The organism is Sorangium sp. So ce834 (assembly GCF_051521425.1).
Lineage (GTDB): Bacteria > Myxococcota_A > Polyangia > Polyangiales > Polyangiaceae > Sorangium > Sorangium cellulosum_D.
The window spans coordinates 5,064,340-5,077,448 of record NZ_CP150351.1 but is presented as its reverse complement, the minus strand read 5'-3'; the positions used below and the strand labels follow the sequence as shown (position 1 = coordinate 5,077,448).

Annotated in this window: 9 protein-coding genes; 2 read left to right on the top strand and 7 right to left on the bottom strand. The window is 70.7% G+C overall.

Annotated features, from left to right (window positions below):
- Positions 1 to 155 precede the first annotated feature (155 nt).
- The 7 genes from WMF20_RS18400 to WMF20_RS18370 form a co-directional block, all read right to left on the bottom strand.
- Positions 156 to 1,622 (bottom strand): ParA family protein, encoded by a 1,467-nt coding sequence (locus WMF20_RS18400; protein WP_437615352.1) that lies wholly within the window; start codon positions 1,620 to 1,622, stop codon positions 156 to 158.
- A 191-nt stretch (positions 1,623 to 1,813) separates the two neighbouring features.
- Positions 1,814 to 3,382 (bottom strand): bifunctional phosphoribosylaminoimidazolecarboxamide formyltransferase/IMP cyclohydrolase, encoded by a 1,569-nt coding sequence (gene purH / locus WMF20_RS18395; protein WP_437615350.1) that lies wholly within the window; start codon positions 3,380 to 3,382, stop codon positions 1,814 to 1,816.
- Between the two features lie 104 nt (positions 3,383 to 3,486).
- A complete protein-coding gene (gene lon / locus WMF20_RS18390) occupies positions 3,487 to 5,979 on the bottom strand; it encodes an endopeptidase La (RefSeq protein ID WP_437615348.1) in 2,493 nt (830 codons plus the stop codon).
- 233 nt (positions 5,980 to 6,212) lie between these two features.
- Complete coding sequence (gene clpX / locus WMF20_RS18385) at positions 6,213 to 7,469, bottom strand: ATP-dependent Clp protease ATP-binding subunit ClpX (RefSeq protein WP_129575574.1); 1,257 nt, start codon at positions 7,467 to 7,469, stop codon at positions 6,213 to 6,215.
- A gap of 518 nt (positions 7,470 to 7,987) precedes the next feature.
- Positions 7,988 to 8,632: an ATP-dependent Clp protease proteolytic subunit gene (locus WMF20_RS18380; protein WP_012235778.1), complete on the bottom strand. Its 645-nt coding sequence runs from the start codon at positions 8,630 to 8,632 to the stop codon at positions 7,988 to 7,990.
- A 321-nt stretch (positions 8,633 to 8,953) separates the two neighbouring features.
- Positions 8,954 to 10,222 carry a trigger factor gene (gene tig, locus WMF20_RS18375; protein ID WP_437615346.1) on the bottom strand — a complete coding sequence of 423 codons (1,269 nt, stop codon included), beginning with the start codon at positions 10,220 to 10,222 and terminating at the stop codon, positions 8,954 to 8,956.
- 262 nt (positions 10,223 to 10,484) lie between these two features.
- Positions 10,485 to 10,646 (bottom strand): transcriptional regulator, encoded by a 162-nt coding sequence (locus WMF20_RS18370; protein ID WP_129575572.1) that lies wholly within the window; start codon positions 10,644 to 10,646, stop codon positions 10,485 to 10,487.
- Positions 10,647 to 11,228: 582 nt separating this feature from the next.
- Here WMF20_RS18370 and WMF20_RS18365 point away from each other — a divergent pair.
- Together WMF20_RS18365 and WMF20_RS18360 are read left to right on the top strand one after the other, a co-directional pair.
- Complete coding sequence (locus WMF20_RS18365) at positions 11,229 to 12,155, top strand: ParA family protein (RefSeq protein WP_437615343.1); 927 nt, start codon at positions 11,229 to 11,231, stop codon at positions 12,153 to 12,155.
- Positions 12,152 to 13,066, top strand: a complete 915-nt coding sequence (locus WMF20_RS18360) for a ParB/RepB/Spo0J family partition protein (protein WP_437615341.1) — start codon at positions 12,152 to 12,154, stop codon at positions 13,064 to 13,066. Before WMF20_RS18365 ends, WMF20_RS18360 begins: the two co-directional genes overlap by 4 nt.
- Positions 13,067 to 13,109 lie beyond the last annotated feature (43 nt).

Genomic DNA, 13,109 nt, shown 5'->3' with positions numbered 1-13,109 from the left:
GCGGGCCCCCGCGGTTGCGGGTCCCTTCCTCAGCGGGCCCCCGCGGTCGCGGGTCCCTCTCTCAGCGGGCCCCCGCGGTCGCGGGTCCCTTCCTCAGCGGGCCCCCGCGGTTGCGGGTCCCTCCCCTCATCGGGACCGCGCGGCCCCAGACCCCTTCATGCGCCGGCCGCCGCAGCGCCCGGCCGCTCTGCTGCCGCGTCCGCCCGATCGACGCTCCACGACCCCGCATCGCGCGCCGCCCCTGCCTCCGAGCCGGTCACGCCGCGCTCGCGGCTCTCGATGATGCGATCGACTACCGCCAGGTAATCGTCGGCCGCCGGGGTCCCCGGCGCGTACTCGAAGATCGTCTGCCCCTGCGCGGGCGCCTCCTTGACCTTGATCGCCTGCCGGATCGGCGCGAGGCAGCGCTCCCCGAAGTGCTGCTTCATCGTGCCGACCGCCTCGCGCGCGATCTTCGCGCGACCGTCGAAGAACGTCGGCAGAACACCCCAGATCTGCACCGGGTGGTGCAGCAGGGCGTTCACGTTCTTCACCGTCTTGATCACCTGCCGGACGCCGACCAGCGACAGGTAATCGCACGCGACCGGGACGAGCACGCTGTCGGCGAACACAAGCGCGTTCTGGTTCATCAGCGACAGGCTCGGCGAGCAGTCGAGCACCACGTAGTCGTACTCGGCCGCCGCTGCGGACAGGCGATCCGAGAGCACGCGATCGCGGTTCTGGCGCCCCGCCAGGTAGAGCTCGGCCGCGGCCAGCGTCTCGTTGGACGGCAAGAGATCCAGGTTCGGCCGCACCGTTCTCATCGCGTCCGCGACCCGGAGCCCCATCACGAGCACGTGATAGAGCGAGCGCTCGGCGCTCGCGCCGAGCGAGACGGAGACGTTCCCCTGCGCGTCGGTGTCGACGAGGAGCACCCGCTTGTCGCGCGCCGCGAGCCCGGCCGCCACGCTCACGGCCGTCGTCGTCTTGCCCGTACCGCCCTTGTGGTTGAACACGGCCAGATACCGCGGCACCCCGGCCGGCCGCTGCGGCGGCCGCTTCGCGCCCCCAGCCGGCGACAGCGAGACCGCGACCGCCCCCTGCCCCCTGGGCTCCCCCGCCGACGCGGCCGGCGGCGCGGCCGACACGGCCGGCGGCACTGCCGGCGCCGGCGCCCCGCCCAGCGCGCGCGCCGCCGGCTCGGGCGACGCCGGCTCGGGCGACGCCGGCGCGCCCGCCTCCCCGGCAGCGCGGGCCGCGCCCCCCGCGAGCGGCACATCGCGGCGGGTCGCCGGCAGCCCCTCGGCCGGCGGCGCGGCGGCCGCCGAGGCCGCCGCCGCGATGTCGCCGAGCCGCACCCCCTTGGCCTCGCGGACCAGCTGCGACCGGCACTCCAGCGAGCACGCGTAGTGCCGGCGCCCGGCGACATAGAGCACCTGAGACACGAGGTGCGGGGAGAAGCGCTTGGCGCACGCGTCGCACGTGGCGAGCGAGGCGCCGCCGTCCCCGCCGAGCTGGCTCTTCTCCAGGCACTTCTGCGAGCAGAAGAAGGAGAAGCCGCCGTCCTTCTCCTCCATCTGGTACCGGAACTGGACCTCGAATCCGGTCCCGCACACGCTGCACGTCTCGCTGATTCCGCCCACAGCTCGCTCCTTACGCGCCGCGCACAGCGCTTTGCCCAGGCGCAGCCTTGACCATCATCACAGTCAAGGCACAAAGGTCAACTTTTCTGCGAGCACGGCTCACCCTTCCAGCACAAGGGCGAGCGCGCATCCCGGGAGGGGGCCCGGGACGAGGGCCAGTCGGGGGCGGGACCCGAACGGGGACGGCAGGCTCAGTGACGGAAGTGCCGGACCCCGGTGAACACCATCGCGACCCCCGCCGCGTCCGCCGCGGCGATGACCTCCGGGTCCCTCACGCTGCCTCCAGGCTGCGCGACCGCCGTGATCCCGTGCTCGGCGGCGAGCGCCAGGCCGTCCGGGAACGGGAAGTAGGCGTCGGACGCGAGGACGCTCCCGCGCGCCCGCTCGCCCGCCTTGCTGCAGGCGATGCGCACGCTCTCGACCCGCGACATCTGCCCGGCCCCGACCCCGACCGTGCTGCCGGGCACCGTGAGCACAATCGCGTTGGATTTCACGTGCTTGCAGACGCGCCAGCCGAGGTCGAGCGCCTCGAGCTCCTGCTCCGTGGGCGCCCGCTTCGTCACGACCTTGCCGCCGCGCACCTCGCCGCCCGCGGTCGCGTCGCGCTCCTGGACCACGAGGCCCCCGCCGACGCGCTTGAACGTGAGCTCCCGGTGATCCGCGGGCAGGAGCGCGCCGGTCGCGAGCACCCGGAGGTTCTTCTTGGTCCGGAGCACCTCGAGCGCCTCGGGGGCGTAGGCGGGCGCGATCACGCACTCCAGGAACGTCTCGACCAGCACCTCCGCGGCCGCGCGGTCGACCTCCCGGTTCAGCGCGACGATCCCGCCGAAGGCGCTCACCGAGTCGGCCTCGCGCGCCGTCCGGTAGGCGGTCGCGAGGTCGCCCGCGACGGCGACGCCGCACGGGTTCGTGTGCTTCACCACGACCGCCGCGGGCTGGGTGAACTCGCGCACCGCCTCGAACGCCGCGTCCGCGTCGACGAGGTTGTTGAACGAGAGCTCCTTGCCGCCCGCGCCCAGCGACTCCGCCAGGGCGAGCGACCCCGCGGCCGCGCCGCGCTCGCGGTAGAAGGCGCCCGACTGGTGCGGGTTCTCGCCGTACCGGAGCGGATAGGCCCGCTCGAGGGCGAGCGTCAGGAAGCGCGGGTACGGCTCGCGCTCCGCGGCGTTCGGCTCGCCCTCCTCCGGCAGCGACGAGAGGTAGCCGGCCACCATCCCGTCGTAGGCCGCCGTGTGGGCGAACGCCTTCGTGGCCAGCCGGCGGCGCGTGGCGCTCGACACCTCACCCGCCCCGTCGATCTCGGCGAGCACGGCGTCGTAGTCCGCCGGATCGACCACCACCGCCACGCGCGCGTGGTTCTTGGCCGCGCTCCGCACCATCGACGGCCCGCCGATGTCGATGTTCTCGATGATCTCGGGGTGCGTGACCCCCGGCCGCCGGACCGTCGCCTCGAACGGGTAGAGGTTGCACACCACGAGGTCGATCGGCTGGCCCCCGAGCCGCGCGAGGTCGTCGTCGTCGATCGCGCCGCGCATCAGGATGCCGCCGTGCACCCGGGGATGCAGCGTCTTCACCCGCCCATCCATCACCTCGGGCGAGCCGGTATAGGCCTCCACGCCGACGACCGGCACGTTGGCGTCCTGGAGCGCCCGCTGCGTCCCCCCGGTCGAGAGGATCTCCACGCCCTTTTCCGCGAGCCGCCGGGCCAGCGGGAGCAGCCCCGTCTTGTCCGAAACCGAGATCAATGCGCGTCGAATCATCGCGACGCCAGCTAGTGCGTCTCGGCCCCCGCCGCCAGCCGATCCGTCACCGCTGTCCGCGGCGCGGCGCGGCGCGCGCACGCGCCGCGCTCGCGCGCTCCCGCTCAGGCGCCGGGCGGGGCGGCCGGCGTCGGCTCGCCGGCCGGCGCCGGCGGCGCCTTGACCGGCGCCTCCTCGGTGACGAGCTCGCCGTCCCGGTACTCCAGGACGCCCTTGGGCGGCCCGAAGACCGCGTAGGCGTCGGGCAGGATCAGCGCCTCGCGGAGGACGTCGTCCACGTGCTCCACGAGCACGAGCCGCAGCGCCTTCAGCACGCGCCGGGGCACGTCCCGGAGATCCTTCCGGTTCTCCTTCGGCAGGATCACGGTCGAGATGCCGCCGCGGTGGGCGGCGAGCAGCTTCTCCTTGAGCCCGCCGATCGGCATCACCCGGCCGCGCAGGGTGATCTCGCCCGTCATCGCGAGATCCCGCCGGACCGGCACCTTCATCAGCGCGCTCACGAGCGCGGTCACCATGGTCACGCCCGCGCTGGGCCCGTCCTTCCGGACGAAATCGGGGAAGTGAATGTGGACGTCGACCTTCTGATAGACGTCCGCCTCGAGCCCGAGGCGATCGAGGCGCGAGCGCACGTAGCTCATCGCCGCGTGCCCGCTCTCCTCCATCCCCTTCTCGAGCAGCCCGGTGATGACGAGCTTGCCCTTGCCCGGCACCACGGTCGCCTCGGCCGGGAGCAGGTCGCCGCCGACGTTGGTCACGGCCAGGCCGTTCACGAGCCCGACCTCGTCCCGCTCCTCGCGCCGGCCGAGCCGGAACTTGGGGACGCCGAGGTACTTCGGGATGCTCTTCGCGACGACCTCGATCGGCTTGTCCTTGCCGTCGGACACGACCTTCCGGGCCACCTTGCGGCACACGCTCGCGATCTCGCGCTCCAGCGAGCGCACGCCGCTCTCCTTCGTGTAGTGGTGGATGATCGTCCGGAGCGCCCCCTCCGTGAAGTCGAGCGACACGTCCTCGAGGCCGCACTCCTTCCGCTGCCGGGGCACGAGGTACTTCACCGCGATGTTCAGCTTCTCGAACTCCGTGTAGCCCGAGAGCTGGATGACCTCCATGCGGTCCTGGAGCGGCACCGGGATGCCCGACAGCGTGTTCGCCGTCGTGATGAACATCACGTCGGAGAGGTCGTAGTCGAGATCCAGGTAGTGGTCGTTGAAGGTGTGGTTCTGCTCCGGGTCGAGCACCTCGAGCAGCGCCGCCGCCGGATCCCCGCGGAAGTCGGTCGACATCTTGTCGACCTCGTCGAGCAGGAACACGGGGTTGTTCGTCCCGACCTTCTTGAGCGACTGGATCAGCTTGCCGGGCAGCGCGCCGATGTACGTCCGCCGGTGGCCGCGGATCTCCGCCTCGTCGCGCACGCCGCCCAGCGACAGCCGCACGAACTTGCGCCCGGTCGCGCGCGCGATCGACTTCGCCAGGCTCGTCTTGCCGACGCCGGGCGGGCCGACGAAGCAGAGCACCGGGCCCTTGAGCTTCTTCGTCAGCGCCTGGACCGCGAGGTACTCGAGGATCCGCTCCTTGATCTTCTTCAGGCCGTAATGGTCCTCGTCGAGGATCTTCTCGGCCTCGACGAGGTCATACCGCTCCTCGCTCTTGTCGTACCAGGGGAGCTCCAGGATCCAATCGATGTAGTTGCGCACCACGGTCGCCTCGGCGCTCGTGGGGTGCATCATCTTCAGCTTCTTGAGCTCCTTCTTGACCTTGGCGGCGGCCTCCTTGCTCATCCGCTTTGTCTTGAGGGCCTCCTCGATCTCCTGGATCTCGTTCTTGAACTCGTCGCGCTCGCCGCCGCCCAGCTCCTTCTGGATGGCCTGCATCTGCTCGTTGAGGTAGTACTCCTTCTGCGTCTTCTCCATCTGCTTCTTGACGCGACTCCGGATCTTCTTCTCCACCTGGAGAATCTCGATCTCGGCCTGCATCAGCTCGATGAGACGCTCGAGCCGCTTCTGCGGCTCCTCCATCTCGAGCAGCGCCTGACGGTCCGTCAGCTTGATGGTCGGCAGGTTGGCGATGATGGTGTCGGCGAGCCGCGAGGCCTCGTCGATGGCCTGCACCGCCATCAGGACCTCGGGCTGGATCTTCTTGTTGAGCTTGACGTACATCTCGAACGTCGACTGGACCGAGCGCATCAGCGCCTCGACCTCGACGCTCGCGACCGAGCTCTCGACGATCTCGTCGTACTCGATCAGGAAGTACGCATCGCTCTGGACGTAACGGCGGATGCGCGCCCGGCGCTTGCCCTCGATGAGGACCTTGACCGTCCCGTCCGGCAGCCGGAGCAGCTGCATGATGGCGCCGACCGAGCCGACGCCGAAGATGTCGTCCGGCGTCGGGTCGTTCGTCTTCGCGTTCCGCTGCGCGGCCAGGAAGATCTCCTTGCCGCGGTTCATCGCCTCGTCGAGGGCGGCGATGCTGCGCTCGCGCCCGACGAACAGCTGGGAGACCATGTGTGGAAAGACGATGATGTCGCGCAGAGGGAGCAGCGGGACGATCCCGCGCTCGGGTGCGTTCTTGCCGCGATCACTGTCGTTCTTGAAGAACATCCGCCGTCTTTCCGGGAGTATCGGGAGGCCGGGGCAGCCCCGCCTCGGTTGTCACACGTGGCTTGCTTGACTGCTGAACTTCCGCCGGGGCGGCCCGCGCCCCACGGGGGACGCGCGCGGCGCCGGCATCCTCGGAGGAGGCGCGCCCGGCAAGGGCGCGCCGCACGCGCGCCGTCCAGCGCGGCGCGGGCCTGCGCCGCGCGCCCTGGACGGCGGCCCCCCTGGGGCGAGCGCTACGCGAGCTCCGCCTCCTTCGTGTACACGATGAGCGGCGGCTCGTGCTTGACGATCACGTCCTCGCTGACGACGACCTCCTTGATCCCGGTTCGGGACGGGACGTCGTACATGATGTCGAGCATCGCCGACTCGAGGATCGCGCGCAGGCCGCGGGCGCCGCTGTTCCTCTCCAGGGCCTGGCGGGCCACCGCCACGAGCGCGCCCCGGGTGAACTTGAGCTTCACCCCGTCCATCTCGAAGAGCTTCTGGTACTGCTTGACCAGGCTGTTCTTCGGCTTCGTGAGGATGTCGATGAGCGCCTCCTCGTTGAGCTCGTGCAGGGTCGCGAGGATCGGCAGGCGGCCGATGAACTCCGGGATGAGCCCGAACTTGAGGAGATCCTCCGGCTGGACGACGCTGAGCAGATCGCCCAGCTTGAAGTCCTTCTTGGCCTTGATCTCGGCGCCGAAGCCGAGCGTGTTCTGGCCGATGCGCCGCTGGATGATCTGATCCAGGCCGACGAACGCGCCGCCGCAGATGAACAGGATGTTCGTCGTGTCGACCTGCAGGAAATCCTGCTGCGGGTGCTTGCGGCCGCCCTTCGGCGGGACGTTGGCGATCGTCCCCTCGATGATCTTGAGCAGCGCCTGCTGCACGCCCTCGCCGGAGACGTCGCGCGTGATGCTCGGGTTGTCGCTCTTCCGGCTGATCTTGTCGATCTCGTCGATGTAGACGATGCCGCGCTGCGCGCGCTCGACGTCGTGATCCGCGTTCTGGAGGAGCTGGACGATGATGTTCTCGACGTCCTCGCCGACGTAGCCGGCCTCGGTCAGCGTCGTCGCGTCCGCGATCGCGAAGGGGACGTTGATGATCTTGGCGAGCGTCTGCGCGAGGAGCGTCTTGCCGGAGCCGGTCGGACCGAGCAGGAGGATGTTCGACTTGGACAGCTCCACGTCGTCCGAGGAGACCCGGCTGTCGATGCGCTTGTAGTGGTTGTGCACCGCGACGGCGAGGATCTTCTTGGCGCGGTTCTGGCCGACGACGTACTCATCCAGCGTCGCCTTGATGTCGGCGGGCTTGGGGACCGGGGTCGACCCGGCGTACGGCTCGTCCTTCTCGACCTCCTCCGCGATGATGTCATTGCAGAGCCCGATGCACTCATCACAGATGTACACCGTGGGGCCCGCGATGAGCTTCTTCACCTCTTTCTGCGACTTGCCGCAGAAGGAGCAGCTTAAATTGCCATTCGAGTGATCGTCCCGCCTTCGCTCCACTTCGACCCTCAGTGCGGTCTGCCGACGCTTCCGCTTCGATGAGAGGTGGGGTCCCGCCGCGGCGGCCCCTCCAACCTGGGACGGGGACGGCTTCCACCGTCCCCTGGATTTTCAGCGATGCGCAGCCAAACGCCGCGCTCGGATTCTAGTCCGGTGCCCGTACCGTCGCAAGCTAACGGGGGTGGTCTCCAGCCTGTGGCCGAAGTCAGGGAATCGCCCGATGGCGCCGCGGCGCACGCCGCCGATGAGGCTGCGCGCCTCGAGAAAAGCAGCGGATCGAGCGAACGCGGCGCGACGCGGTCGACGAGCGCGGCGCGCTCGCCTCCGCCGCCGCACGCGCCGCGCCCGGCGCGACGTTGCGGCGCCGCGCGACGTGGCGCCGCCGCGCGACGTGGCGCCGCCGCGCGACGTGGCGCCGCCGCGCGACATCGCAGCGCGCGGCGCGACGCCGCGGCCCGACGCGGCTCCGCGCCGGCCCTCCGCCAGAACACGCCCGCCGGACGAGGGGGCGCCGGCACCTACTTGTTCCGCTTCGGGAAGACCTCGTCGATGAGGCCGTACTCCTTGGCCTGCGTCGCGCTCAGGTAGAAGTCGCGCTCGATGTCCTTCGCGAGCTCGTCCCGGTTCTTGCCGGTGGCGTCGACGAGGATGTCGATCAGCGTCTCCTTGATCTTCTTGATCTCGCGCGCCTGGATCTCGATGTCCGTCGCCTGGCCGCGCGCGCCGCCGAGCGGCTGGTGGATCATCATCCGCGCGTGCGGCAGCGCGAAGCGCCGGCCCTTGCGGCCCGCGCCGAGCAGCACGGCGCCCATCGACGCGGCCTGGCCGATGCACATCGTCGACACCGGGCAACGCACGTACTGCATCGTGTCGTACATCGCGAGCCCCGAGGTCACCACGCCGCCCGGGCTGTTGATGTAGACCTGGATCTCCTTCTCGGGATCCTCGCTCTCCAGGAAAAGGAACTGCGCGATCACGGCGTTCGCGACGAAGTCGTCGATCTCCGTGCCGATGAAGACGATGCGGTCCTTGAGGAGGCGGCTGAAGATGTTCCACTCCCGCTCGCCGCGGTGGGTCACCTCCGTGACCGTCGGGAGGATGTAGGCCTTCTCGCGTTCGAGAAACTCGATGGCTTGGGTGCGGGTTTCGACTCGTCGGGTCATCCGGTGCTCCGGGGGGTTTCCTGCCGCGCGGCAGGGGTTCTACTCCTGGGCCAGACTGCGTCCGATCGCAAGACCGAACGCGCCCGAGGTTACCGGAAAGTATCGGCCGCCCGCTGCGGTCGCGCACGGAACGCGCGCCGCCCGCAGCGGGCGCTGGCGCGCCGCTCGCTCGACCTGCGCTCAGCGCGCGCTCGACGCGCTCGACGCGCTCCACGTACGGGTTGCGGCTCGACGAGGGGGCCGCGCGCGTCCCGCGCGCGGGTGCGGCGCGACCCGGACGAACTGCGCCGCCGGCGACGAGCCGGCGGCGCGGCGCCGCGGCTAGCCCGCGTCGGCGACCTTCGCGGCGGCCTCGATGATGTCGAGGATCTTGTCCTCGAGGATCATCCCGGCGAAGAGCTCGCGCTTCTGCGGCTCGCGGTACTCCGCCTTGATCTTCGCCACGTTCTTGCCGGTCTGCTCGGCGAGCTCCTGGTAGCCCTTCTCGAGGTCGGCCTCGGTGATCTTGACCTCCTTCGCCTTCGCGATCTCGGCCATGACCAGGCCCGCGCGCACCTTCATCTCGGCGTCGAGCCGCACGCGGGCGCGGAACTCCGGCGTCGGATCGACGCGCTGCCCCTGCCGGCGCGCCGTCGCGAGCAGCTCGCGCTCGGCGAGCTGCGCCTGCTGGTCGACGAGCGACGGCGGGACCGGGATCGGGTTCGCCTTGCAGAGCTCGACGACGAGCTGCTCGGCGACGGCGTCGCTCGCCCGCTGCGTCAGCTCCTTCTCGAGCTTCTTGCGGAGCGACTCGCGGAGCGCGGGGAGGCTCTCCTCGCCGCAGTCCTTCGCGAACTCGTCGTCGACCTCCGGGAAGATGCGCTCCCGCAGGTCCTTCAGCGTGATGTGGAAGATCGCCTGCTTGCCCCGCAGATCCGCGTTCGAGTGCTGCTCGGAGAACGTGACCGGGACGTCCTTCGCCTGGCCGGGCGTCATGCCGAGGAGGGCGTCCTCGATCTCCTTGAAGACCTGGCCGCTGCCGAGCTCGGTCTCGATCTCCTGCTCCTTCGTGTCGCGCAGGGTGCCGCTGACCTCCAGGGTGAACGAGATCGTCGCCATGTCCCCCTTGGCGGCGGGGCGCTCCGGCTCCGGCGCCTGCAGCGTCGAGTGCTCGCGCCGGAGGGCGGTGATCTCGGCGTCGATCATCTCGTCCGACGGCGCGGTCGAGGGGCGCTTCACCTCGAAGCCCTCCCACTTCACCTCGGTGATGTCGGGCCGGACCTCGAAGCGGGCCTTGTAGGAGAACGCGTCGTCCGGGCGGAGCTCGGCGGGCGCGATTGCCGGCTGGGACAGGGGCTGCACCTGCTTGTCGGCGAGCGCCTGGTTCAGCGTGGCGTCGACGAGCCGCTGGGCGACATCGGCGTGGATGCGGCCGCCGTAGAGGTGCGCGAGCACCTGGCGCGGCGCCTTGCCAGGCCGGTAGCCCCGGACCCGGGCCGTCCGCTGGAGCGCCGTATAGGCCTTGTCGACCTCGCTCCGGACCCGGTCCGCGGGGACCTCCACCTGAAACTCCATCAGCACGGGAGAAAGCTTTTCGACGTTGACTTGCATGGCGTTTTTTTCGAAGGGCGGCACTCGTGCCACGCGTCGCCGGGGGGGTCAAGACGGCCGAAAGGACGCTGCTTTAAAAAAAAGGAGCCCCGGCGGAGAGGCGGCCGCCGGGGCTCAGGGATCCCGGGAGGGATCGTGCAAGCTGATGCGGAGCGAGAGGCTCGCGCCGGTGCGGACGCCGCTGCGGCGCGCTTGCGCAGCAGCGTCCGCACCGGCGCGAGCGCGAGGCCTGCGAGGCTGGCCCGCGCCGCGCGGCCCGCGCTCAGTCGTCGTCCGAGACGTCGAAGGGGTCCTTCTCGAAGTCGAGCTCGGCGTCGAACGACGTCTCCTCGACGATGTCCTCGAGCGAGAAGCCCACGCGGTTCGGGCGGAGAATCTCCCGCTCGAACTCTGCAAAGTTCTGATACGATTTGGGAAGCGGCATCTGTCCTCCTCACATGTGCCGAGGCGACGTCGGGGCGTCGGTCTGCTCGGCGAAGCTGGGCACCACGTCCGTGAGATCCTGGGCGGTCAGCGCCGGCCCTCGACGCGCGTCGAGGGCGGACGGCGGCGCGAACCGAGCGTCGACCTGCGTTGAAGCGAAGGCGAAAGCACGAGGACCTGCGCAGGCGCGAGCAACGCAGGCTCGCGCCCGTCGCACCAGAACGCGCGGGCGAGGACCCGATCGACCGGGCCGGCGTCGCCGCAGGGCAACAGCGCCCCGTTGAGGCCGAAGCAGCGGCTCCGCCCCGAGGCTCGCCCGCGGGCCAGCGGCCCCGTCGTTCGCTCACCTACACCCACATCAAGCGACATGTGGGTCACTGTAGATGCCCCCGCCGTTCAGGCCAACAATCCGGCGAGCGAACGGTAGATGGGGGCGTAAACCGGACGTGAACGGACGTGAACCGGACGTGAACGGACGTGAACGCGGCGTGAATCGAGCGTCGAAGAGCGGCGGGGACGCCTGCATCTCTCGACGTGCCGATGGGGGTCGTGTAAGCAGCCGGGTCGGACGCGACACAGCACGATGCCATCGCCCAACCAGGGGGGCGCGCCCGGCAGTACCGGCTCCGCCTCCAAGCCTTCGCCTGTCGTCTTCGCCGTCGCCAACCAGAAGGGAGGCGTCGGCAAGACCACGACCTCGGTCAACCTGGCCGCGAGCTTCGCCGCGGCGGAGTGCCGGACCCTGCTCGTCGACTGCGATCCGCAGGGGAACGCGTCGAGCGGCGTCGGCGTGCGGCGGGGGAGCTTCGAGCTGTCGCTCTACGACGTCCTGATCGGGCGGGCGGCGCTGAAGGAGGCGACCGTCGCGACCGAGGTGCCGCTGCTCGACGTGGTGCCCGCGACGCAGGATCTCGTGGCGGCGGAGCTCGAGCTGGTCGACGCGGACGACCGCGCGACGCGGCTGCGCCAGGCGCTGCGCCCGCACCTCGACGGGTACGCGTTCGTCGTCCTCGACTGCCCGCCGTCGCTCGGGCTGCTCACGCTGAACGCGCTCACCGCGGCGCACCGGGTGCTCGTGCCGCTCCAGTGCGAGTACTACGCGCTCGAGGGGCTGACGCACCTCATGGCGACGATCGACCGGGTGCGCAACGCCTTCAACCCGGAGCTCACGGTCGAGGGCGTCGTCCTCACGATGTTCGACGGGCGCAACTCGCTCACCCACCAGGTGGCCGACGAGGTGAAGGCGCACTTCCGCGTGTTCGACGCGATCATCCCGCGCAACGTGAAGCTCAGCGAGGCGCCGTCGCACGGCAAGCCGGCGCTGCTCTACGACGCGCAGTCGAAGGGGGCGCAGGGCTACCTGAGCCTCGCGCGCGAGATCATGGACGGCCCGCCCGCCGCCGCGGCCGATCCGAAGAAGAGGCAGCGCGGGGACGCCGAGGGGGAGCCGCAGGCCGAGCCGCCGACCACCACCGGAGCGCGCGCGAGGGACGCACGACCGAGATCATGAATGCCGATCAGAAAGGGGCGCGGCGCGCGCTCGGACGGGGGCTCGACGCCCTGCTCCCGGCGGCGCCGCCGGCGACAGCGACGACGGCCGAAGGGCGCAGCGTGTTCGTGTGCGCGATCGAGAAGATCGTGCCGCAGAAGGGGCAGCCGCGGCAGCACTTCGACGAGGCCGAGCTGGAGGAGCTCACCGGGAGCATCCGCGAGCACGGGCTCATCGAGCCGCTCATCGTGCGCAGGACGCAGGCCGGCAACGACAGCTTCGAGCTCATCGCCGGCGAGCGGCGGTGGCGCGCGGCGCAGCGCGCGGGGCTCCGGGAGGTGCTCGTCGTCGTCAAGGACGTCTCCCCCAAGGAGGCGTTCGAGCTGGCCCTCGTCGAGAACGTGCAGCGGGCCGACCTCAACCCGATCGAGATCGCCGAGGCGTTCGACCGGCTCCTGCGCGAGCACAGCTACACGCACCAGACGCTCGCGGAGCGGGTCGGCAAGGACCGCACGACGATCGTCAACTCGCTCCGGCTCCTCCGGCTGCCGCCGCGCATCCGCACCATGGTGATCTCGCGCGAGCTCAGCGAGGGCCACGCGCGCGCGCTGCTCGGGGCGCCGAGCGACAAGGTGATGGCCGACGTCGCCGAGCGGACCGTCCACGGCAAGCTCCCCGTGCGCAAGGTCGAGGCGCTGATCAAGGCGGCGAAGGAGAAGGAGAGCCGCGCCGCCGGGGACGGCGAGGATCCCGGCGAGAAGAAGCGCGCGGGGAAGTCGCCCGCGATCAAGGACCTGGAGGCGCGCCTCATGCGGCGGCTCGGGACCCGCGTCGAGGTGCGCGACGAGGGCGGCCGAGGCGAGCTCGGCATCACGTACGGCTCGCTGGACGAGCTCGACAGGATCCTCGCGCTGCTCGGGCTCGGCGCGTGAGCGGCGGCGGGCGCGCGCCCGCCGCCGGCCGGCGGGCGGGCTC